Genomic DNA, 23,843 nt, shown 5'->3' on the forward strand with positions numbered 1-23,843 from the left:
GGAAAGCCGCCTTGAATCGGTTCACCATCATGTTCGATGAGCGTATGCCGCAACATTAATCGATTTCCCGATTACACAAAATCGCGGACACCCTCCCTTCGCCTCTCGTGGCAGCTCGGTCCAAAGCTGCCTTGCACGCAACGCAGCGACTCTTAAGTTCCTCTCTCGACATCGAAGCGTGATCGCGGGAGATTATCTCGAGTGCAATTCTGAACGCATTGATGTTGCTGTAGACGTACACCACGCCTTCAGCGGTCTGTGCACCGAGCAACCCGAGCTTGTCGATCGACTTCTCGTACACGACGTCCTTCGGACGCTCGATCGGCCTCAAAGCCTCTAGGCTAGGCTTCTGGAGTTCGGTTGCGCTAACGATTGAATTCAAGATATCAGAGAGCAATGGCCAAGCATCCTCGTAGGATGCAAGCTCTCCCGCTAAGCTCGCGGCAACTGTAGTTCCGTCGCGAAAGCGCTTGTAGCTCTCGGAGACGAGTGCGTTTATGACCGCGACCACAAGCATGACATTGTAGTGGTCAAGTAAATTCAGACATAGCGATAGGTTTTTTTGCTGTCATTTTCCGTTCGAAGGCGGAGGGCGACAGGTTGCCCAATACGGAATGTAATCTGGTGCAGTTGTAGAAGCCGACGATGTAGTCGGTAACGTCATTTTTAGCTTCCGCCTGATTGGCATAAGTGCGTTGCCAGACCCGCTCCATTTTGAGGTTCAGGAAGAAGCGTTCTGCAACTGCGTTGTCCCAGCAATTTGCTCGGCGGCTCATGCTGCAGATGAAGCCCTGCTCGGTCAGGAGTGCCTGGTATTGCTTGCTGGCGTATTGGCTGCCACGGTCGCTATGGACGATTAATCCTGGTGCTGGACGGCGCTGCTGAATCGCCATCTGCAGTGCCTTGCAGACCAGTTCGGCCGGCATGCTCGGTGCCATCGCCCAGCCCACTACTTTGCGCGAGAACAGGTCGAGTACCATCGCCAGATACAGCCAACCAGTAGCTGTTCGAATATAGGTAATGTCGGTCACGAAGGCAATATTGGGCGCGTCCGGATTGAACTGCCGCGCCAAGATATTTTCGGCAATCGGCAGGGTGTGATTGCTGTCGGTGGTGTGAACGAACTTGCGCTTCCAGACCGGCTTGAGGCCAGCCCGACGCATCAGACTGCGTGCCTTGTAGCGGCCAATATCAATGCCTTGTGACGCCAGGGCGCTGACCAGGCGCCTGCTGCCGTAGCTTTGCTGGCTGGCGGTGAAAGCGGCCTTCAGATGTACGCCAACCTTGCATAAAAGTGGTTTAGCAGGACGGGACTGGGCGCTGTAATAGCCGGCGCGGCTGACCGACAAAACCCGGCAACTTTGCTCAACGGGGACGGCCTTCTTTTGCAGTTGTGAAATCAGCGCGTAGCTCACTTCAGTTCCCGGGCAAAGAAGGCCGAGGCCTTTTTTAAAATATCGACATCGCCTCGCAATTGACGGTTTTCATGTTCCAACTGGCGAATACGCTGCTGGTCTGCCGTCAACGGATTACCGATGCCTCGCTGGCCGCTTTGCTCAGCGTCATATTGCTTGATCCAGCGACGAATCGCGGTCTCGCCGATATCCATGCTCTGACTGACCTGTGTAGTCGTCAGTCCTTGTTCCTTGATCATACGAACGACTTCCAGCTTCAGGCTGATGTCGAATTGCCGGCGTTGCTTTGTCATTGATTTTTCCTCTGGTGGTGGAGTTTCCCACCTATCGAGGTGTCTGCACAAATTAGACCACTACACATAACCTGTGATCAGCGCGACGATGAGGGTTTCTGACATGCTCGCCTGAAGTATTCGATGGTGCCTAACTTGGTCTATAACGCCAGCTGTCAATTTACCATGGAATCTTGCTAGATAGCATTGAAATACTGACTCCTCGCGGAGGTGCGTCAGTCCTATGAATGAATGCTTTTGACCAGTTCACGCCTTTTACACCCACACCGCAAGTTGATATTCAGGGCTATTGAAGGACAACCAAATCTGAACGCCGCGTTCATCCAGGTCGGCTTATGCACAAGCAATCCAGTGGCATCGACGCCCCACTCGATGCTACACTCCCGCCGATGCGCCGCCCCACCCCCTTCCGCTACCTGACCGCCTGGATCGCCTGCTTCGCGATCCTGCTGGCGGCATTGGCGCCGAGCGTGACGCATGTGCTGGCCGCTGCCAAGGGCGGCAATAACGCGTGGATGGAGATCTGCTCCACCACCGGTACCAAATTCATCAGCAGCGCCGTCGCGCAAAAAACCAATCCCGCCGCACCGTCCGACCAGTCGATGCAACACGGCCATTGCCCGTTCTGCCTGGCGCATGCCGATATGACGGTCCTGCCGACCACCCATTTGTTCGTGCTGCCGTTGCTGGCCAGCGCCGAGATGTTCCCGTCGCTGTTCTATCAGTCCCCCCGTCCGCTGTTCATGTGGACCGCCGCGCAGTCGCGCGCACCGCCGTCGATTTCCTGAGTTAGCCCCCGATTGCTGTCATTCCGTCCGGCCCTGCCGGTGCGGGTAATGACGGCGCATCCCAATCAGACTTCTCAGTCAATTCACGCCGGAATTCTCATGAATCATCGCATCACCCCCCTTACCGCGGCCATTCTGGCCGCGTTCTCCAGCCACGCCATTGCGCAGCAAAGCGCTCCCGAAAAATCGCTCGGCAGCGTTACCGTCACCAGCGGCCGTCCCAGTTCATTGCCGTCGCAGATCCCCACCACGATGGAGGGCATCACCGGCAAACAGGTCGAGGCAACCATCAACGCCACCGACAGCGAAGACGCGCTGAAGTACTTCCCCAGCCTGCTGGTCCGAAAGCGCTACATCGGCGATTACAACCATGCGGTGCTGTCGAGCCGCGCCTCCGGTACCGGCAACAGCGCGCGTTCGGCGGTGTATGCGGATGGCATCCTGCTGTCGAATTATCTCGGCAATGGCGCGACCTACGCGCCGCGCTGGGGCCTGGTCACGCCGGAAGAAATCGAGCGCGTCGATGTGCTGTACGGCCCGTTCTCGGCGGCCTATCCGGGCAACTCGGTCGGCGCGGTGGTCGACTATGTCACGCGCATGCCGACGCAATTCGAAGCCCATGCCAAGGTCAGCGCCTTCAGCCAGCCCTTCAAGCTGTACAACACCGACACCACGTATCACGGCCACCAGAGCAGCGCGTCGCTGGGCGACCGGAGCGGCGCCTGGTCGTGGTGGCTGAACGTGAACCGCACCGACAGCCACGGCCAGCCATTGACCTTTCCGACCCGCGCCATCAGCACCAGCGCGCCGGCGACCAATTCGGTAGAGGTGACTGGCGCGGTGGCGGGGCTCGATCGCACCAATACGCCTTGGCTGCTGCTGGGCACGGCGACCGAATATCACACCGTCCAGGATCACGCCAAAGCCAAGCTGGCCTATGATTTTTCACCGACCATCCGCGCCAGTTACACGCTCGGCGTCTGGGAAAACACCTCCGAAGGCCGTCCGCAAACCTACCTGCGCAACAGCGCCGGCGCGCCGGTGTATGCCGGTCCGGTCAGCATCAACGGCAAGGGCTACACGCTGCTGCCGAGCGACTTCAATCTGAGCAATGAATCGCTGGAACATGTGATGCACGGCCTGTCGCTGAAATCGACCACGCGCGGCGCCTTCGACTGGGAAGCCGCGGCCAGCGTGTATGTCTACAACAGGGACCAGTTGCGCGCCGCTACCACTGCCCTGCCCGCAGCGACCAGCGGCGGCGCCGGCACCATCCAGGATCAGGACGGCACCGGCTGGAACACGCTGGCGCTGAAAGGCATCTGGCGACCGGACGGCGTCAAGGGCGCGCACATCGTCGACTTCGGTTATCAGCAGGAGAACTACCGGCTGCATATCCTGAAATCGAACATCGCCGGCGACTGGCGCAGCGACAGCGCCGGCACGCTCAGCAATGAAGTCGGCGGCAAGGCGCAGTTGCGCAGCCTGTACGGGCAAGACCGCTGGGCCATCACGCCGCAGTGGCAAGCCGTGTTCGGCGTGCGGCTGGAAAACTGGACGGCGTCCAATGGCTACACCCGTTTTTCGGCCACCAGCACGGCCAACACCAGCTACGCCGACCGCTCGGAAAATTTCATCTCGCCGAAAGCCGCGCTGTCGTATCGCTGGTCGGACGACACCGTGTTCAAGGCGTCGATCGGCCGCGCGGTGCGCATGCCAACGGTGAGCGAACTGTATGGCGCGACCTCGACCACCAATTCGCAGTACATCAACGACCCCAACCTGAAGCCGGAAAAATCCTGGACCACCGAACTGACCGCCGAAAAGGATCTCGGCGATGCGCGCATGCGGCTGACGTTCTTTACCGAGAACGTGCACGACTCGCTGTATGCACAAACCACCTTTGATCCGGCCGCCAACAGCAATATCAGCCGGGTGCAGAACGTCGGTCGCATCAAGACCAATGGGGTTGAGATGGCGCTGTCGGGCACCGATGTGATCCGGCGCGGCCTCGACCTGTCCGGCAGCGTGACCTGGGCCGATTCGCGCATTCGCGACAACGCCGGCTTCGTCAGCGTCCCCGGCGACACCATCGGCAAATACCAGCCGCGCGTGCCGGAATGGCGTGCCACTGCCGTGGCGACGTATCGGTTCGGCGAGCGCTGGAGCGCCACGTACGGCGCACGTTACAGTGGCCCGCAGTATTCGACGCTCAACAACGCCGACGTGAATGGCTTTGCGTACCAGGGCGCCAGCAAATACTTCACCACCGATCTGCGGGTGCGCTATCAGATCGCCAGGCAGTGGACCGCGTCGTTCGGGATCGACAACCTGAACAACTACCAGTACTGGAATTTCCACCCGTATCCGCAGCGCAGTTTTGCGGCTGAATTGCGGTTCGACCTGTGATGACGACACCGACCTTGACGACCTCGCTGCGCGCGCGTCGACACAGCCTGCTGGTGCGCATCCATCTGTGGTCGGCCTTGATCGCCACGCCGCTGGTGGTCATCGCCGCATTGACCGGCCTGCTGTATCTGTTCACGCCACAGATCGAAGCAGTGCTGTATGACCACCTCGATCATGTGGCCGTTGGCGGCGTGCCGCTGGCGCTGGACCGGCAGGTTGCCGCCGCCGTCGCGGCAGCGCCACCCGGTGCGACGCTGCAAGCAGTGGCGCCGGCGTTTGCCGACGGCGACACCACCGCAGTCAGCTTCGCGCCAGCGGCAGATGGTCATGCAGGTCACGCCGCGACGCCACCGAAGGCAGGTGCACTGGTGGTGTACGTGGACCCGGCCAACGCGCGCGTCACGGGACAGCTGGCGCGACACGAGCGCTTCGGCAACTGGTCGAAGAACCTGCATTCACGCCTGCTGCAGACCAATGGCTGGCGCTGGATCATCGAACTGGCGGCCAGCGTGTTGCTGGTCATGCTGCTGACCGGCGTCTTGCTGTGGTGGCCGCAACCAGGCAAAACCGGCATGCCGCAGAAGTCGGCAACGGGCCGAACGGCATGGAAGCAATGGCATGGTTTCATCGGTGCGGCGCTCATGCTGCTGACGCTGATGATCGTTGTCACCGGTCTGACCTGGAGCGAACATGCCGGCGGTCAAATTCGCGCGCTGCGCGACCTCAGCGGCCAGGGACCAACCCCGCCGCCGCGTCATTTGCAATCCGGTATGACGCCAACGGCCGCGCCCCTGACGTGGCAGGCGGCTGCCGACCTCGCCCGCGCCCGCGCACCGGAAGTGGCGATCGAATTGCGGCCGCCCGTAAACAAGCAGGGTGTCTGGCGCGCCAATGCGACCACACGCGGGGCGCCGCTGCGTCAATTCGATTTGCGCCTTGACGCCTTCAGTGGCGCCACGCTGTACTACGCCGGATGGGATCAGCAAACCCTGTTCGGCAAGGCCACGGCAATCGGCATTCCGTTTCATCGCGGCGAATTCGGCTGGTGGAATCAGGCGCTGTTGCTGCTGTTCGATCTCGGCGTATTGTTTTCGGTGGCGTCCGGCTGGGTCATCTTTTTCGGGCGCTGGCGTGCCGGTGCGGCGCTCATGCCACGCTGGTTGCCGGGGACATTGACGTCGGTGCCGTTGGCTGGCTGGATTGCGCTGCTGGCGCTGTGCGCACTGATGCCTTTGCTGGCGATCACGGTCGTGCTGGTGGCATTGCTGGAGTTGGGCGGGGCAGGAATCCGGCGCGGCGTTCAGTAACTGATCCGGAACCGGTATCCCTTGAAGCGCAGGGTTGCCGCTTTCGGCTTCAGGTTTTCCAGCACCAGTCCGGGCGCGATTTCATCGCCCTCGTGCACCAGCCGCTTGTCGAGCAACAGCATGCGGTCGGCCGGATTGTCGGAATACATCGAGCCGCCAACGGCCAGCGGCGGCAACTCGCGCCGCACGTTGTCGGGCAGGTCGGCCATCGCGATGACACTGGACTGCGGCGCCGTGTCGACAGGCTTCGTGTCGGGTGGCTTCCTGGCAGGCTCCGGGACGGCGACCCTTGCTACCGCGACCGGCCTGGCAACCGGCTCCGGCCTCGGCGCCAACTTGGGCAAGGGTGGTGGCAACGGCAATTCATTGGCGACGCTGGCGGCCAGCGGCGGCGCTGCCGGCATGGGTCGGGCCGCAACCAGCTGCACCGGCGCGGACACCGGGCTGTTCATCTGCCATGCCAGTGCGGCGATCGCCAGAACCAGTCCCGCCAGTACGATCCAGAGCGCGCGGCGCTGCCACAGGGTGGCCTGGTGCGGCGCTGTCCGGCCCGGCTGCGGCTGGGTGTGAAGACCGGGCAACTCGCCGAGGTGCCGCTCGCTGTCGGCTTTCTTGAGGGCGTCGAGAATGTAGGACATGAATTATTTTCCCGTCGTCGCATCGGCTGCGAGCGTGTCACGTTGCAAATGGGGCTCGGCCACGCCACCGGCGGCAGCCAGCCGCATGAACGTCTTTGGCCCGGCAATGCCATCGGCCTGCAATCCCTGGCTCTGCTGGAACTGGCGGATGCTCGCGCCGAGGGCATCGCCGTATGGCTGATCCGGCGCCGGCGCCGCTGTCGCATTGATGGTCGCAATCCGAGCCGCGAGCCAGTCGACTTCGGGGCCGCGGTCACCGGTGCGGACTTCCTTGTGATACCCGGCCGGGCCACGCCACAAGGTGTGGTATTCGCCGGCCCAGCGCCGTTCCAGCGCTGCCAGCGTCACTTTTTCATAGACGCCGCCAATTTGCAGTAGCGCGTTGTCGGTCTCCAGTCCGGCCAGCAGGGCGTAGTACTCCTTCTTTTCGTCGTCGCGCAGGGTCAGGATGACCGGCCGGTCAAGCTCGCGGATTTCATCCAGCCCCTTGCTGCTGACGAAGCAGTACACCTGCTGCTTGAGCAGTGCCCGGCACGGATCGGTGCCAGCGACTGTCAGCTGCCAGAATCGTCCGAGCCGTCGATAGGCGGTCGCCAGATCGCGCACGTCGCTGCTCAGGACGATGGGCTCGACCGGCTTGGGCGGTGTTGCAGGCGCCACCACCGGCGCCGGCTTTGGCTCGGCAACGGGCGGCGCCACTACCGCCGGGGTTTTCCGCGCGATCCGTGACGTCACAGGTTGCCGTTCCAGCGCCAGCACGGCGCCCGCGACAATCAATGCGCCCACCACCACGCCCGCCACCGACTGGTGCCAGGGCACGCCGGCGATCAGGCGCGACTGCACATCGAAGCTGAATACTTCGCGCGCTGCGGTCTCGATCGTGCGGGCATCGACATCCTGCTTGCCGCCGGCGTACGCGCCCAGCAGTGCGCGGTCACAGAGCAGGTTGATGCGACGCGGTATGCCGCGCGCGCGCTGATGGATACGGCGCATGGCGCTGCGGCTGAAGGGCGACGCGCTTTTGCTGCCGGCCACCGCAAGCCGGTGCGCAATGTACAGCGCCGTCTCGTCGACCGACAGGGCATCGAGGTGAAAGCGCGCGATGACGCGTTGTGCCAATTGCTCCAGTTCCGGCTTGGCCAGCATCGTGCGCAGCTCGGGTTGCCCGATCAGGATGATTTGCAGCAGCTTGCGCTCATTGGTTTCGAGATTGGTCAGCAGTCGCAATTGTTCCAGCACGTCGGCCGACAGGTTTTGCGCCTCATCAATGATCAGGACGTTGTTCTGCAATACCGCATGCGTCTTCAGCAGGTAGGTGTTGAGCGGATCAATGAAGTCCTTGACGGTGGCCACGCCGCTGTCGCGCGGCGCCACCCGCACGCCGAACTCGTCGCAGATCGATTGCAGCAATTCGATGACGGTTTGCTTCGGATTAAAGATGTAGGCGACATTGCAGCGCGCCGGGATTTGTTCCAGGAACAGGCGGCACACGGTGGTCTTGCCGGCGCCGATTTCGCCGGTCAGCAGCACGAAACCGCCGCCGCCGTTCAGGCCGTACAACAGGTGCGCCAACGCCTCGCGATGCCGCTCGCTCATGAACAAATAGCGCGGATCGGGGGCGATCGAAAAGGGGATTTGTTTTAGGCCAAAGAATCGTTGGTACATGTCCCGAAGGCTAGCACAAAGCGCTTTGCCACCGGTTGCTTTCAGTGCGGAAAATGCGCCAGTGTGGCATTGGCTTGTCCCTGCGCAGCACTGACCCGGGCACGCCGTTCCGGAACTGCCACGTCGCTGCGGATCACGGCGTCGGCCGTCCGCGTGCAGCGGGCCAGCGGTACGCAGGCGAACCGGCGATCCGCGCGAAACCGGAAACCACCACGAAAAAACCCTGGACAGGTGCCTGCCCCAAAGAAATTTGATGGCGCAGGGCATGAACAGTGGGCTATGATCGGCCATGGATTTTTACCAAGTATTAACTTTTCTGACTAACCACGCACGCGGATCCTGCGGCGGCGGCATGAAGTAATGCGATGGCGAATTTGATGGCAGCCCAGCCCAGATTATCGAAGCAAGCGCACGCCGGACTGATTCCGGTGCGGGCGTTGCTGATCGGGCTGGTACTGGTGTGCCTGGTTCCCGGCATCATTGCCGCCTTGCTGCTGTTCTTCCGGTTGTACGACGATGGCCGCATCCAGCTCGAAAAATCCACGATCTACACCGCCCGCACGCTGGCCCAGAGCGTCGACAGCCAACTGCTCAAGGTGCAGGGCGCGGCCCAGGCGCTGGCATTTTCAAACGCGCTCGCAACCCACGATTTCGCATCGTTCCATCGCGATGCCCGGGCTTTGCTGGCGGCGTCCGATATCGGCTCGAGCGTGATCGTCGCCGAGCTCGACGGCCAGCAAATCATCAACACCCTGCTGCCGTATGGCTCGCCGTTGCGGCGCTATACCGACCTGACCCAGATCAATCAGGTGCGGGCGACCGGATTGCCGGTGGTGTCGGGCATGTACATCGGCGCAATTACAAGGACAACCAAGGTCAATGTCACGGTTCCGGTCATGGCCGAAGGAAAGATCGCCTACGTCCTGAGCATTGGCGTGCCATCGCAGCAACTGACCAAAATTCTCCATGATCAGCAACTGCCACCGGACTGGATTGTCGCGATTTTCGATCGCGGCGGGACGATTGCGGCACGTTCCGCGGCAGCCGAGCAGTTTGTCGGCACCCAGGGCGTGCAGAAACTTACGCAACGCATGCGCGTGTCCGCCGAAGGCAGCATCGAATCCACCACGCGGGACGGCATCCCGGTATTGAGCGTCTACAGCCGCGCGCCCGTGTCGCACTGGGGCGTTGCCATCGGCATTCCAATCCGGATACTGGAAGCGGAACTGTCGCGCACCAGCACCCTGCTGGGCGCCAGTATCGCAATCCTGCTGGGCCTTGGACTTGGCCTGGCGGCCATGCTGGGGACGCGGATTGCCCGCTCGGTCAAGGTGCTGATCCGGGCCGCCAACGCCCTTGGTGAAGATCGTCCGATCCCGCCCGGCAAGGTGCATTTCCTGGAAGCCGACAATCTGGCGCGGGCGATGGATCACGCAGCGCGGCTGCTCGCATTGCGGGCGCAGGCGCTGCTGCAATCGCACGCCATCATCGAGGAACGCGAAGGGGAGCTGCGCCGGGCGCAAAATGTTGCACGCCTGGGCAGCTGGACCTGGGACGCAGCCAGTGGCGCCGTAGTGACCTCCGAGGAAATCCACAACATTTTCGGCATGAGCGCGATGCCGCCGTTCGAGCAACAACTGGATACGATCTATCCGCGCGCCGCCTGGGAAAAAATCAGGGACAGCGCGCTGCGCGCCTTCACGACCGGGATCGGCTACGACCTTGATCTGGCGGCGCGCCATGCCGACGGCCATACGCTCTGGGTCAACACCCGCGCCGAAGCCGTGCGCGACCGCCTGGGGAACATCACCGGGCTGCGCGGCACCTTGCAGGACATTACCGAACGCAAGAACGTCGAGAAGGTGCTGCTGCAGTCACGGCTGGAATTGCGCAAACTGGCCGACCATCAGGAAAGTGTCCGGGAGGCCGAGCGCAGACGCATTGCGCGCGACATTCATGATGATCTCGGACAAAACCTGATCGCGCTGCGCATGGATGTATCGATGATCTCGCATCAGCTTGCCGCCACCCAGCCGGTGGCCGATCGCTTCGCATCGGTACTCAATCAGATCGATGTCATTGTCGACAGCGTCCGCGCCGTGATCAATGACCTGCGACCCTCCGTGCTCGACCTTGGCCTGCACGCCGGACTTGAATGGCTGGTTGAGGAATTCACGCGTCGCAGCGGCATCGGGTGCGCCCTGGACATCGACGATGACGACCTCGACATGGACGACCAACGCGCCACCGCCTTGTTCCGGATCGTGCAGGAAGCGTTGACCAACATCATCCGGCACGCCTACGCCAGCCATGTCGAAGTCACCGTGCGCAGGAACAGCGGTGACTTGCTGGTGCAGATTGCCGACGACGGCATCGGCCTGCCGGGCGAATCGGAGCGAAAGGCCAACTCCTTCGGTCTGATCGGCATCGAAGAACGCCTGCATGCGATGGCCGGGTCGGTCGTCATTGCCAGCGCCGCAGGCCGCGGCATGGTGCTGACGATCAGGATTCCGGTGATCGTGGCGGAACCGAACCAGACCACCCTGTTATATGGAACGACGGCCGCCAGTCACTCGTGAATTCCGCGGGCGCACGCCTCGAAATACATCCATCCTTGACTGTCGTCAAACCGAATGCCGGCTCATGTCCTAGACTGAACCAAGCTTCGGAGAGAGATCATGAATAACTTGTCTGCCCAAGTTGTCGACAGTTTCAAATCAATGCTGCGCGGTACGATGTTGCAGCCCGGCGATGACGGATATGACACGGCACGCAGCGTCTGGAATGCCATGATCGACCGGCGACCGGCGCTCATCGTGCGCTGCGCCGGTGTCGCCGATGTCGTGGCCGCGGTGAAATTCGCCCGGGAGCAAAAACTGGTTCTGTCGGTGCGCGGTGGCGGCCACAATATCGCCGGCAATGCAGTGTGCGATGGCGGCTTGATGGTCGACATGTCACTGATGAAATCGGTGCGCGTGAGCCCCCTCACCCGCCGTGGCTACGTCGAAGCCGGCGCCACGCTGCATGACTTCGACCACGAGGCGCAGGCATTCGGCCTGGCCACCCCGCTGGGCATCAATTCCACCACCGGAGTCGCCGGCCTGACGCTGGGCGGCGGATTCGGCTGGCTCAGTCGTCTGCACGGACTCACCGTGGACAACCTGCTTGCCGCCGAGATCGTGACTGCCGAAGGTGAACTGCTGCGCGTCGATGCCAGCTCGCATCCGGATTTGTTCTGGGCGGTGCGCGGCGGCGGCGGCAATTTCGGCGTTGTCACCCTGTTTGAATTCGCGTTGCATGCGGTCGGACCGCAGGTGCTGGCGGGCCTGATCGTGTTCCCCCATGCACAGGCAAAGCAGGTGCTCACGCAATATCGCGAGTTTGTCAACATGATGCCCGACCGATTAAGCGTCTGGGCGGTGCTGCGGCAGGCGCCGCCGCTGCCATTCCTGCCTGTCGAAGTGCATGGCCAGGATGTAATGATACTGGCGCTGTTCTATCCCGGTGACATTGACGAGGGCATGCGGCTGATTGCTCCGCTCAAGGGATTTGGCACCCCACTCGGCGAGCACGTCGGGCCGATGCCGTATCTGGCGTGGCAACAGGCGTTTGATCCGTTGCTCACGCCGGGCGCGCGCAATTACTGGAAATCGCACAACTTCAGCAAGCTGCCGGATGAAGCCATTGACACGGTGATCAGCTATGCGGCCACCCTGCCATCGCCGCAGTGTGAAATATTCCTTGGCCTGATGGGCGGCCAGGCCAGCCGCGCGAAGTCGGACGCGACGGCCTATCCGCATCGTGGCGCACTGTACGTGATGAATGTGCATACGCGCTGGATGGAGCCCGGCGAAGACAAGAAATGCATCGATTGGGCACGGGCGTTCTTCACCGCGTCGGCGCCCTATGCCAGCGGCAGTGTCTACGTGAATTTTCCTGACGGAAGACGAAGTCGGCCGCATTGACGCCGCCTATGGCAGCAACTACCAGCGGCTGGTACAGGTCAAGAATCGGTACGATCCCACCAACCTGTTCCGTCACAACCAGAACATCCCGCCGAATATCGATAAGTCGCAGCGATCCGCGCAGGACTCAATGCGTTCCTGAGCAGACAGGGTATCTTCCGGGTTGACCGCGTTTTTCTGCGCGGCTTGATCCGGGAGATAATGTCATGAACCAACCGATTCGCTGGGGCATCCTCGGCACTGGCATCATTGCCCGCAAATTTGCCGAGGCATTGCGGGACGTGCCCGATGCGCATCTGCAGGCCGTTGCCTCGCGCAACCTCGACACCGCACTGGCGTTTGGCCGCGACTTCGATGTCGCCAGCTGCCATGGCAGCTATCAGGCACTGGCGGACGATCCGCAGATCGACGTGGTGTACATCGCCACGCCGCACCCGATGCATGCTGCCAATGTCAGGATGTGTCTGGAAGCGGACAAGCCGGTACTGTGCGAGAAGCCATTCACCATGAATGCCCGTGAAGCGCGCGCGGTCGTCGCGCTGGCACGTGAGCGCAAGCTGTTCTTGATGGAAGCCATGTGGAGTCGTTTTCTGCCCGGCATCGTCGAGGCGCGTCGCCTGATCGATGACGGCATCATCGGCACGCCGCAAAACGTGCTTGCCGATTTTGGCTTTGTCGCCAATGTCGCGGCCGACCATCGACTGGTCAATTCGGCACTCGGCGGGGGCGCCTTGCTGGACTTGGGCATTTACCCGCTGTCGATGGCAGCGCATTTTCTTGGACCGATTGCCGCAGCGACCGCCATGGCCGAATTGGGCGCCACAGGCGTCGACGAGCAAACTGCGTTCACGCTGCGCCACAGCGCAGGCGGATTGTCGTCGTGCCTGTGTTCATTCCGCGCCACCACGCCGGGGCAAATTACCATCTCGGGCCCGCTTGGCCATGTGCGCATTGCCCGGCCCTTCAATCGTGCCGAGCATCTGACCATCGCCTTGCAGGGCGCCGACGTCCGCACGGTTGCGCTGCCGCCGACCGGCAACGGCTACCCCCATGAAATCATCGAGGTTGGGCGTTGCCTGCGTGGCGGACTGCTGGAAAGCCCGGTTATTTCGCTGGATCAGACGGTGGCGCTGCTCGATTGCATGGACGCCATGCGCGCCCAGTTTGGCTTGCGCTATCCGGCCGATCAATGATCCCGCAGCCGGCGACGCTTCAATGCATCAGAAGGTAGACGGCCGACAGCACGAGCACGGGAAAACCAACGATCCAGCCTGCCAGATATTTTGTCATGATCATTGCCTCTTCGATGTTATGGGGTGGGACGGCGTCGTCAAACCAGACGCCGGTTTATTTGGCCGCGTAGTACGACTCGTGGCCGTCGATCCATACCTGGTCGGCCATGTCCGGCCAGTGATTGGCGTCAAACCCAGGTGCATTCTCGAACCGTTCCATGTCGACATCCAGCGTAAAACGCTTGTTGACCGTATCCAGCTTCAGCGCACGCCAGGGCACCGCATACAGTTTTTCGCCGATCGACATAAACCCGCCGGCTGAGAGCACGGCATAGGCCACGGTGCCACTCTGCACGTCGAGCATGATTTCCTTGATGTCGCCCAGATGTTCGTCCTTGAGATTGTGGACGTGGTCGCCAATGAGGGTGTTCGCCCCCATCAGGCGTGGCCCCGGGCCGTCGCCAGGGGTAGATTTATAAATGCCATAGGTGTCGCGCGTTTCGTAGGACATCGCAGTCTCCAGTCGGTGAAATTGAGTTCGAACGATACGGCGCGCCCGATAGCGGGTCGGTGCGGCACCCCACACTGGCGCGGGGGTTCAAGTGGCGCGTTTCCGGTCAAAGTTTCCTGCGACCTTGAAATCCGCCAGTCCAGCCCCACAATGCATAGCTGGCAGTTCCCCAATTCCACTCATCCCCGAGGTAATAATGACAACAACCGAAAAGCAAACCCTGGGCTTCCAGGCCGAAGTCAAGCAACTGCTGCAGCTGATGATTCATTCGCTGTATTCCAACAAGGAAATTTTCCTGCGCGAGCTGATCTCGAACGCATCGGATGCGGCCGACAAATTGCGTTTTGAGGCAATCAACCACACCGAACTGTTCGAAAATGACCCCGACCTGAAAATTCGCGTCAGCTTCGACAAGACCGCCCGCACCATCACGATTGCCGACAACGGCATCGGCATGAGTCGCGACGAGGCGATCGAACACCTCGGCACGATTGCCAAATCCGGCACCAAGGAATTTTTCTCGAAGCTGTCCGGTGACCAGCAGCAGGATGCGGCACTGATCGGCCAGTTTGGCGTGGGCTTTTATTCCGCCTTCATCGTGGCCGACCGCATCACCGTCGACACCCGCCGCGCCGGGCATCCGGCTACCGACGGGGTGCGCTGGGAATCCGAGGGCGCCGGCGACTTTACCGTCGAAGCCATCGTCAAGTCCGAACGCGGCACCACCATCACCCTGCATCTGCGCGCCGACGAAGACGAATTCCTGTCGGACTGGAAGCTGAAATCGATCATCCGCAAATACTCGGACCATATTTCGCTGCCAATCCAGATGCAGAAAGAGGAATGGGACGAAGAGAAAAAAGAAACCGTCCTCAAGGACGAGCTCGAGACCATCAATCAGGCCAGCGCCCTGTGGGCGCGCAACAAGAACGAGATCACGCCGGAGCAGTACACCGAGTTTTACAAGCATGTCTCGCATGATTTCGAAGCACCGCTGACGTACACCCACAATCGCGTCGAAGGCCGCAGTGAGTACACGCAACTGCTGTACATTCCGGCCCGCGCACCGTTCGACCTGTGGGATCGCAACAAGCGCGGCGGCATCAAGCTGTACGTCAAGCGCGTCTTCATCATGGACGACGCCGAGCAACTGATGCCGGTCTATTTGCGCTTCACCAAGGGCGTGATCGATTCGAACGACCTGCCGCTCAACGTCTCGCGCGAACTGTTGCAGGAGTCGCGCGACGTCAAGGTGATCCGCGAGGGGTCGACCAAGCGCGTGCTGTCGATGCTGGAGGAACTGGCCAACAGTGAAGAGCCAGCGCAGAAAGACAAATACGCTACGTTCTGGAAAGAGTTTGGCCAGGTCCTGAAAGAGGGCATCGGCGAGGACGCCGGCAACAAGGATCGCATCGCCAAACTGCTGCGCTTCGCCTCGACCCACAATGACAGCGACGCCCAGGTCACCTCCTTTGCCGACTATATCGGACGGATGAAAGAGGGACAGGACAAGATTTACTACGCCACCGGCGAATCGTACCTGGCCGCGAAGAACAGCCCGCATCTCGAGATCTTCCGCAAGAAAGGCGTGGAAGTGCTGCTGCTGTCGGATCGCGTCGACGAGTGGATGCTGTCGTTCCTGACCGGATTCGAGGGCAAGGATCTGGCCTCGGTGGCCAAGGGCGGACTGGATCTCGGCCAACTGGAAGACGAGGCCGAGAAAAAGCAGCACGAGGAGACCGAAGTCCAATACAAGGATCTGGTCGAGAAGATGAAGGCCACCTTGGCCGACAAGGCCAAGGACGTGCGTGTGACCTTCCGTCTGACCGATTCGCCGGCCTGCCTGGTGGCCGACGAGCATGAACTGTCCGGCAATCTGATGCGCATGCTCAAGGCGGCTGGCCAGGACGCGCCGGATTCCAAGCCGATCCTCGAAATCAACCCGGATCATCCGCTGGTGCAGCGCCTGAAACAGGACGACGTGAAATTCGACGACTGGTCGAATATCCTGTTCGACCAGGCCATGCTGGCAGAAGGCGGCGCGCTGGCCGATCCGGCCTCGTTCGTCAAGCGCTTGAACGCCTTGCTGCTGGGCCTCGCCAGCAGCTGATTCGGGCCTGCCCGGCGCATCGATGGCACACGTCGTGAACGCGGCGTGTGCCATTTTTACGTCGGCGCGCCACACCCTGCGTTGGGTCAAATCCGATGTCGCTGGCGCCTCCCACAATGGCAATAAAACCATTCATGAGGAGACGTCATGGCACGCTATTTCCTTGCGCTCGTTCTGATGCTCGGTAGTGCGATGTTTGTCACAGGCGATGCGTACGCGGGCGGTTTTGCGCTCAATGAAATGAGCGCAGGAAGCCTCGGCAATGCCCACGCGGGCGGCGCCGCGCTGGCCGAGGATGCCAGCACGATTTTCTACAATCCGGCCGGATTGATGCGCTTTACCGGACGGCAGGCCAGCGTTTCGGTGTCGGCCATTCGTCCCTCCGCCGAATTTCGCAACAATGGCTCGACCTCGGCCATCGGCACGCCGGGGAGCGGCGGCAATGGCGGCGATGCGGGCGACTGGTCGGCCGTCCCTGCCCTGTTCTTTGCCACCGACCTTGCGTCGGGCCTGCGCTTCGGGGTCGGGCTACAGGCGCCGTTCGGTCTCAAGACCGAGTACGATGCCGGCTGGGTCGGCCGCTACCAGGCGCTGCGTTCGGAACTGAAAACCATCAATGTCAATCCGACCGTGGCCTGGCGTCTGACGCCGCAATGGTCGCTCGGTGTCGGCATCAGCGCGCAATACGCCGATGTGACGATCTCGCGGGCGATTGACTTTGGCACGGTCTGCATCGGCAGCCTGGGTGTGGCCAACTGCGCACCGGGCGGCTTTCTGCCGCAGGCGCGCGATGGCAGCGTCAAGGTCGACGGCAACGACTGGGCCTATGGCTTCAATCTCGGTGCGCTGTTCGAAGCCGATCGGGATACCCGGTTTGGCATGGCCTATCGCGCCAAAATCGACCATCACCTGAGCGGCAATGCCCGCTATACGCTGCCGACCGGTTTGCCGGCGCCGCTGGCAGCCTCGCCCACGTTTACCGATAGCGGCGCCAGCGCCGACCTCAAGCTGCCCGATACGGTCAGCCTGTCCGGCTACCGCGCACTCGATCGGCGCTGGGCCATCATGTCCGACATTACCTGGACACACTGGAGCCGCTTCAAGGAACTGCGCGTCAATTTCGACAATGGCGCGGCGTCCAGCGTGACGCCGGAAAACTGGCAAAACACCTTGCGTGTCGCCGTTGCCGCGAACTATCGGCTCGATGACAGATGGCTGTTGCGCGGCGGTGTGGCGTGGGATGAATCACCCGTCAAGGATACCTACCGGACCCCGCGCATTCCCGATGAAGACCGCACCTGGCTGTCATTCGGCGGCCGGTACGCCCTGTCGCCGGGCGCAGCAGTCGATATCGGTTACGCCCATCTGTTCGTCAAGGATGCATCGATCAACAAGGCCGAACCACCGGTCGGTGGCACCCTGATCGGCAATTACAAGAATGACGTGAATATCCTGAGCATCCAGTACAGCGCCGCGTTCTAGCGCGATGCCGGCGCCGCAGTCAACGCGTGCCACAGCGAGACGCCGTCGAACGCAGTGCGGTTGCCCGCTTCGCGCCGCCGCACCAGTTCCACCAGCCGGGCATTGGCTGGCGCAGTCGTGCCCAGCGATGCCGCCAGCGCGACGACAGCGCCGTTCAGATAATCGATTTCGGTACGTCGGCCCGCCTGCAGATCTTCCCACATGGATGAACGCGCCTCCGGATCGATGCGCAGCATCTGTGCCGCAATCCGCGTGAACAGCCAGTCCGGCAAACGCAACAGAATCGGCAACCGGCGCGGCGCGATTTTGGCGACCTGCGCCGGTTCGATGCCGGCCGCATCCAGCACCGACAATGCCTCGTCGATCAGCAGCGCCAGGCAGCGGCGAAAGGCGCGTTGCGACAACTGGGTCTTGAGCGGCAGGCCAGACAGGGCATTGATCGCGTTGTTCAGGTTCAGCAGCAGCTTGCCCCACTGGACCGCAACGAAATCGTCGCGCGCGATCAGCGGCAGGTGGGCGGTCGCGAACGCGGTGCTCCACGGATCAAGCAGCGGCGACGCCTCTACCATCAGCTCGCCCTGGGTGCCACGGTGCAGCCGGCCATCGTCGGTTTGCACCACGTTGAACGGCACCATGCCGCCCAGTACCACATGGTCGGGCAACAGCTGCTGCAACGTGGTGGCGTTACCGATGCCATTCTGCAGACTCAGCACCAGCGCGCCCGGCCTGGCATGCTGGCCGATCGCCTGCGCCGCCTGCACGGTATCGCTGCTCTTGACGGTGACCAGTATCAGGTCAGCATCGGCCAAGGCCTCGGGGTCGGTGCGATACGGCACCTGGTCCGGCGCAAGCCGAATGCGCCGTTGCTGCAAATCGGTCAGTACCAACCCATGCTCGGCGATGCGTTGCTGCATGCGGGCACGGCCAATCAGCGTCACCGCCGCGCCCGCGTGCAGTAGCGCGCCGCCGACATACGCCCCGATCGAACCACTGCCAAAGACGGCAATCCGCGCCGCCATTCAGTATCCCAGTCCGCAGCGGCGATACAGCAGGCCGAGCACGAACAACGGCCCGATCAGCAGAAACCGCAGATCGTCCAGGAACGACGGCTTCTTGCCTTCAATCTTGTGTCCGATGAATTGTCCGATCCAGGCAATGACAAACACCGCGCCCGACAGTGGCAAGACCAGCGCCGCCGGCAGCAGAGACAACAGGCCCAGCATCGCTGCCAGCATGACCAGCATGCCGGCCGCCAGCCGGGTCGACAGGCTGATGTAATAAATCAGCGACACGACCGTCGCGCCCATTGCCAGCAAGGGATGAATGGCCCACAACAAGCCCGTCACCGACAGCACGATGGCCGGGACGCAGATGACATGAATCACTTCATTGACGGGATTGAGATGGCTTTCAGCGTACTTGCCGATCAACACATCGACACTGCGCTGCGAATGGGTGACCTGTTCCATGCGGGTTCTCCTTGAATGTTGTTATTCAGGGATGGTAGAGCAGATTTGGTCGGCATGGTGCGTCAGCCTGGACGTCGTCGCCAGCGCAGCGCCAGATCATCGAACATCGGAATCGCCGCCATCACCAGCAAGGCGACTGCCAGCGGCAAGGTCGCGCTGAAACCCAGGCTCTTGAAGCCATAGGCGCCGACCACGCCGCCGAAGAAAAACATCGCAAGGATCGTACCGTGGATCGCCAGCTTGTCGCGGTCGGCCATGACGAAGTGCTCGACATCCTCGCGTTTGCTGCGATTCCAGTAAATCAGTTTGCCCAGCTCGATGCCAAGGTCAGTGACCAGGCCGGTCACGTGGGTGGTACGGATCTCGGCGCGCGAGAGTTTGGTGACAATGGCGTTTTGCAGACCCATGATGAAACACAGCAAAATCACCGTGGCGGGAAAGATCACGTAAAAATACGACTCCAGATTCGCCCCCAGCATGCCGAACAGCAGCAGCAGGACCGCTTCCAGCGCCAGCGACATCGCATATTCGCTGGCCATTTGCCGGTGGCGCGCCCAGTTGATCAGGATGGCCGTGGTGGCGGCGCCAGTCATGAACGCCACCAGCGCGCAAAAGCCGGTGAAGACCAGCGTCATGTTCCCCAGCACCAGCTCATCGGCGATCGACGACACCACCCCGGTCATGTGCGAGGTGTATTGCCGGATCGCCAGAAACCCGCCGGCATTGACCGCACCGGCCACAAAAGCCAGCACGGCGCCTAGCTGGCGGTTGGCGCGGCGCGTGCGCACAGTGCCGGTAAGTCGGCGCAAAAACAGGACGGGCATGGCGAACCTTGTTCAAACGTGGTGCGGGCAAGTGTAACTCCATGCCGGCCCGGCTTGATCGTCCGCCCCCGCCGTCAGTTCCATGCGCACAAAAAAAAGCCCACGGGCCGAAGGCGTCGTGGGCGATAACCATCCATCGGATGGACCGAAGAGGAGAATGAAAACTACCTGCGTACTATCGCCGCATGCGGCCGGCGCCACGCCGGTTCTTACAACTCATTACTTGCCCTACATGCGGCAGCATGCAAACACGTGCGCCATACACGGCGACATGTACGGCGACATGTACGGCGATGCAGCGCCCTGCCTATAATCGGCGCATGACCGATCCTGCTTCCGGCCCATTACTGGGCGGCTTTCCCCCGGTGCTCGACACCAACACCCGCATTCTGATCCTGGGCAGTTTTCCCGGTGTCGCGTCGCTCGCTGCGGGCCAGTACTATGCCCATCCGCGCAACCAGTTCTGGCCGCTGCTGGCGGCGGTACTTGAACAGGCACTCACGACACTGCCGTACGCGCAACGCCTGCAGGTGCTGCTCGACCATCGCATCGGACTGTGGGACGTGATCGACGGTTGCCAGCGCAACGGCAGCCTCGACAGTGCCATTCGCAATGCCCGGCCAAATGACTTCGCGCTGCTGCGGCAGCAGTGCCCGCAGCTGCATCGGGTCTGCTTCAATGGCAAGACCTCCGCCAAATTTGCAGCGCGCTTTCACGCCGCCGGCTTTGACACGATCACGCTGCCATCGTCGTCACCGGCGTACGCGCAATTGTCGTTCGCACAGAAGCTGGTGCACTGGCGCGGTATCATTGCCTGATTTCCCCCGGACATCCATGCTGATCAAACGCAAATCCATCGAAGCCAAGGCCAACCATATGGACGGCCCCGGCAAGAAGCCGGTGGTCGCACTCGCGGCCAAGCCGGCCCGCAAAATCAAGTACGCCCCGGTGACCCTGTCGGAACAGGATGGCGTGCGCTTCCTGCACTTCGGCACCGAATGGGTTCAAGGGGCCATGCGCCTGCGCAAGCCGGACTGGATCGAACTCGAATACGCGCAACAGATGATGGCGTGGATGCTGTTCATCGACGCGCCCGCGCATCTGGTGCAACTCGGCCTCGGCACCGCTGCACTCACCAAGTTCTGCTATCGCCATTTTCCCGAAGCGCGGGTGACCGCCGTGGAACTGAATCCCTCGGTGATCGCAATCTGCCACACGATGTTCAAACTGCCGCCGGACGATGACCGTCTCGGCGTGCGCGAAATGGACGCGGCCGATTTCGTCAATGATCCGCTCAATCTCGAGTCGATCGATGCGCTGCTGGTCGACCTGTACGACGCCACGGCAAAAGGACCGGTGCTGGAGTCGGCCGAGTTCTATGCGTCCTGCGCTGCCTGCCTGCGCCCGGACGGCATCATGACCGTCAATCTGTTCGGTGACCATCCGAGCTTCAACCGCAATCTGAAAGCGATACGCTTTGCCTTCGACGACGTGATCTGCCTGCCTGAAGTCCATGAAGGCAATGTCGTCTGTCTGGCCTTCAAGCGGCGTCCCACGCTCGACTTTGCCGAGCTGTACGCATTGGCCGCCGGGGTCGTTGCAACCACGCGCATGCCCGCCAAGAGTTGGGTTAACGGCATCAAGGAGTGGGTCGAGTCTTGAGACTGCGCAAGCTGCGCAACACCCGCGTCCCGTTGACGACAACCAGCGCTTACCAAATCCGCGGCTACCTGCTACGCTTGCCTGAAATCATCTTCTCCGGAAATGCCACCCTGCCATGCCAGCCAATCGGATCCAAAGTATCAAGGCGCCCGCCAAATTCGTCGATCTCCAGCAGATTTTTACCTGGCTGCTGGCCGACGGCATGGTTCCGAAAGACGAAGTCAAGACCTGCTATACCGCTGCGCTGGGCATCATGCGCAATGCACCGCTGACGATGCATCCGCTGACTGCGGTAGCCCAGTCAAAACTGGTCTCCGCGATCGCGCCGAAGCGGCTGCTGACGATCGATATCCTGACCGAGTGGATGGCGGCCAAGGTGCAGTTGCCGTTCTATCGGATTGATCCGCTGAAAATCGATTTCACCAAGGTGGCTGACGTGATGTCGGCCAGCTATGCGGCACGCTTCCATATCCTGCCCATCGAGATGAGTGCGACCGAACTGCTGGTGGCCACCGCCGAACCGTTCGCTACCGAATGGGAAGCCGAGATTGCCAAGATCACGCGCCGCCACATCAAGCTGGTGATTGCCAGTCCGCTCGATATCGTGCAATACACGTCGCAGTTCTTTACGCTGGCGAAGTCGATCAAGGGCGCGCACAAGAGCAATGGCCAGGACGTCGCCAGCCGCAACAATTTCGAGCAACTGGTCGAGCTCGGCATCGGCAACCGCCAGGTCGATGCCAACGACCAGCACATCATTAACATTGTCGACTGGCTGTGGCAGTACGCATTCGAGCAGCGCGCGTCCGATATCCATCTCGAGCCAAAACGCGATTTCAGCGCGATCCGGTTTCGCATCGACGGCATCCTGCATCAGGTCTATCAGGTGCCGGCCACGGTGATGATCGCAATGACCGCGCGCATCAAGCTGCTCGGCCGCATGGACGTGATCGAAAAGCGCCGTCCGCTGGATGGCCGCATCAAGATCCGCACGCCGCAGGGACAGGAAATCGAGTTGCGGCTGTCGACCTTGCCGACGGTGTTCGGCGAAAAGATGGTGATGCGGATATTCGATCCCGAAGTGGTCGTCAAGACCTTGCCGGAGCTCGGCTTTCCCACCGACGACGCCGAACGCTGGGACAACCTGACCAAGCGCGCACACGGCATCATCCTCGTCACCGGCCCGACCGGTTCCGGCAAGACGACGACCCTGTACACCACGCTCAAGGCGCTGGCCACCTCCGAGGTCAATGTCTGCACGGTCGAAGATCCGATCGAAATGGTCGAGCCGTCCTTCAACCAGATGCAGATCCAGCACGGCATCGACCTGACTTTCGCCGACGGCGTGCGGGCCTTGATGCGGCAGGATCCGGACATCATCATGGTCGGCGAGATCCGCGACCTGGAAACCGCCGAGATGGCGATCCAAGCCGCGCTGACCGGCCATCTGGTGCTGTCGACACTGCATACCAACGATGCCCCGTCGGCCGTCATGCGGTTACTAGAACTCGGTGTGCCGTACTACCTGCTCGAAAGCACGCTCATCGGCATCATGGCGCAACGACTGGTGCGCACCCTGTGCGATCAATGCAAGAGCGCCGATGGCGAGGTGTCGGACGATGTCTGGGACAGCATGACCGAAGGCTTCACCATTCCGAAGCCGGCTGCAGTGTATCGGCCGGTCGGTTGTCCGGAATGCCGCCACACCGGATTTCGCGGCCGTACCGGACTCTACGAACTGCTGACTGTCTCGCAGCCGTTTTCAAAGATGATCAAGGCCGAAAGCGACATCCATGCATTGAAACTGCAGAGCATTCGCGATGGCATGAAACCGCTGCGGGTCGCCGGCGCCCTCAAGGTCATCGATGGAGTGACGACCGCGGATGAAGTCCTGAAGGTTACGTCTTCTCTGACCTGAACCCTGCCCTTTGGCGCCAGCGCTGCCCTGCGTCGACCGATCAGCAATGCCAGTGCCATGCTGAACGGATGATGCAACTGCGGATCGCCCCGGACCGCCTTTAGTGCATCACGCCCAACGCCAGCGCGCACGACGCCGACTTCCCGGAGAAAAAA

The 23,843-nt window shown here is 61.6% G+C and carries 18 protein-coding genes and 1 pseudogene; 11 read left to right on the forward strand and 8 right to left on the reverse strand.

Annotation, left to right across the window (positions count from 1 at the left end; genetic code table 11):
* Positions 1–55: 55 nt before the first annotated feature.
* Positions 56–517, reverse strand: a complete 462-nt coding sequence (locus RCH09_RS14050) for a hypothetical protein (protein ID WP_326941745.1) — start codon at positions 515–517, stop codon at positions 56–58.
* 13 nt (positions 518–530) lie between these two features.
* Positions 531–1,708 (reverse strand): IS3 family transposase gene (locus RCH09_RS14055; protein WP_326941746.1). Its coding sequence is split into 2 segments (ribosomal slippage): positions 531–1,441 and positions 1,441–1,708, totalling 1,179 coding nucleotides; the frame shifts between segments, so codons are not numbered across the junction.
* 389 nt (positions 1,709–2,097) lie between these two features.
* Between RCH09_RS14055 and RCH09_RS14060 the strand changes: the two genes are divergently transcribed.
* The 3 genes from RCH09_RS14060 (at position 2,098) to RCH09_RS14070 (ending at position 6,212) form a co-directional block, all read left to right on the forward strand.
* On the forward strand, positions 2,098–2,496 hold the full coding sequence (locus RCH09_RS14060) for a DUF2946 domain-containing protein (RefSeq protein ID WP_326941747.1): 399 nt from the start codon (positions 2,098–2,100) through the stop codon (positions 2,494–2,496).
* A 99-nt stretch (positions 2,497–2,595) separates the two neighbouring features.
* A complete protein-coding gene (locus RCH09_RS14065; protein WP_326941748.1) occupies positions 2,596–4,905 on the forward strand; it encodes a TonB-dependent receptor in 2,310 nt (769 codons plus the stop codon).
* Positions 4,905–6,212, forward strand: coding sequence for a PepSY-associated TM helix domain-containing protein (locus RCH09_RS14070; RefSeq protein ID WP_326941749.1), 1,308 nt, complete (start codon positions 4,905–4,907; stop codon positions 6,210–6,212). Before RCH09_RS14065 ends, RCH09_RS14070 begins: the two co-directional genes overlap by 1 nt.
* On the opposite strand, the gene RCH09_RS14075 is transcribed toward RCH09_RS14070, so the two are convergent.
* The gene (locus RCH09_RS14075; protein WP_326941750.1) at positions 6,206–6,850 is read right to left on the reverse strand and encodes a general secretion pathway protein GspB; all 645 of its coding nucleotides are present in this window, start codon (positions 6,848–6,850) and stop codon (positions 6,206–6,208) included. The genes RCH09_RS14070 and RCH09_RS14075 overlap by 7 nt on opposite strands.
* A gap of 3 nt (positions 6,851–6,853) precedes the next feature.
* On the reverse strand, positions 6,854–8,515 hold the full coding sequence (locus RCH09_RS14080) for an AAA family ATPase (protein WP_326941751.1): 1,662 nt from the start codon (positions 8,513–8,515) through the stop codon (positions 6,854–6,856).
* Between the two features lie 377 nt (positions 8,516–8,892).
* On the opposite strand from RCH09_RS14080, the gene RCH09_RS14085 reads away from it, so the two are divergent.
* From RCH09_RS14085 to RCH09_RS14095, 3 genes and pseudogenes are all read left to right on the forward strand, one after another.
* On the forward strand, positions 8,893–11,094 hold the full coding sequence (locus RCH09_RS14085; RefSeq protein WP_326941752.1) for a sensor histidine kinase: 2,202 nt from the start codon (positions 8,893–8,895) through the stop codon (positions 11,092–11,094).
* Between the two features lie 99 nt (positions 11,095–11,193).
* Positions 11,194–12,622: pseudogene (locus tag RCH09_RS14090) on the forward strand (FAD-binding oxidoreductase).
* A gap of 64 nt (positions 12,623–12,686) precedes the next feature.
* On the forward strand, positions 12,687–13,673 hold the full coding sequence (locus RCH09_RS14095; protein WP_326941753.1) for a Gfo/Idh/MocA family protein: 987 nt from the start codon (positions 12,687–12,689) through the stop codon (positions 13,671–13,673).
* 154 nt (positions 13,674–13,827) lie between these two features.
* On the opposite strand, the gene RCH09_RS14100 is transcribed toward RCH09_RS14095, so the two are convergent.
* A complete protein-coding gene (locus RCH09_RS14100; RefSeq protein WP_326941754.1) occupies positions 13,828–14,223 on the reverse strand; it encodes a PRC-barrel domain-containing protein in 396 nt (131 codons plus the stop codon).
* 196 nt (positions 14,224–14,419) lie between these two features.
* Here RCH09_RS14100 and htpG point away from each other — a divergent pair, with 196 nt between their 5' ends.
* Positions 14,420–16,333 (forward strand): molecular chaperone HtpG, encoded by a 1,914-nt coding sequence (htpG, locus tag RCH09_RS14105; RefSeq protein WP_326941755.1) that lies wholly within the window; start codon positions 14,420–14,422, stop codon positions 16,331–16,333.
* Between the two features lie 147 nt (positions 16,334–16,480).
* Positions 16,481–17,815, forward strand: coding sequence for an OmpP1/FadL family transporter (locus tag RCH09_RS14110; protein ID WP_326941756.1), 1,335 nt, complete (start codon positions 16,481–16,483; stop codon positions 17,813–17,815).
* Here the strand turns inward: RCH09_RS14110 and RCH09_RS14115 are convergent.
* The 3 genes from RCH09_RS14115 to RCH09_RS14125 all read right to left on the reverse strand — a co-directional run bounded on the left by RCH09_RS14115 (position 17,812) and on the right by RCH09_RS14125 (position 20,108).
* The gene (locus RCH09_RS14115) at positions 17,812–18,834 is read right to left on the reverse strand and encodes a 2-dehydropantoate 2-reductase (protein WP_326941757.1); all 1,023 of its coding nucleotides are present in this window, start codon (positions 18,832–18,834) and stop codon (positions 17,812–17,814) included. The two genes, RCH09_RS14110 and RCH09_RS14115, sit on opposite strands and share 4 nt — an antisense overlap.
* Positions 18,835–19,284, reverse strand: a complete 450-nt coding sequence (locus tag RCH09_RS14120) for an Mpo1 family 2-hydroxy fatty acid dioxygenase (protein WP_326941758.1) — start codon at positions 19,282–19,284, stop codon at positions 18,835–18,837.
* A 62-nt stretch (positions 19,285–19,346) separates the two neighbouring features.
* Positions 19,347–20,108, reverse strand: a complete 762-nt coding sequence (locus RCH09_RS14125; protein ID WP_326941759.1) for a YoaK family protein — start codon at positions 20,106–20,108, stop codon at positions 19,347–19,349.
* A 320-nt stretch (positions 20,109–20,428) separates the two neighbouring features.
* Here RCH09_RS14125 and RCH09_RS14130 point away from each other — a divergent pair, with 320 nt between their 5' ends.
* The 3 genes from RCH09_RS14130 (at position 20,429) to RCH09_RS14140 (ending at position 23,688) form a co-directional block, all read left to right on the forward strand.
* Positions 20,429–20,926, forward strand: a complete 498-nt coding sequence (locus tag RCH09_RS14130; protein ID WP_326941760.1) for a DNA-deoxyinosine glycosylase — start codon at positions 20,429–20,431, stop codon at positions 20,924–20,926.
* A 16-nt stretch (positions 20,927–20,942) separates the two neighbouring features.
* Entirely contained in the window at positions 20,943–21,770 is an 828-nt protein-coding gene (locus RCH09_RS14135; protein ID WP_326941761.1) for a spermidine synthase, read from the forward strand.
* A 115-nt stretch (positions 21,771–21,885) separates the two neighbouring features.
* Entirely contained in the window at positions 21,886–23,688 is a 1,803-nt protein-coding gene (locus tag RCH09_RS14140) for a GspE/PulE family protein (RefSeq protein WP_326941762.1), read from the forward strand.
* Positions 23,689–23,843: the final 155 nt, after the last annotated feature.

This window comes from Actimicrobium sp. GrIS 1.19 (genome assembly GCF_035984655.1).
GTDB lineage: Bacteria > Pseudomonadota > Gammaproteobacteria > Burkholderiales > Burkholderiaceae_D > Actimicrobium.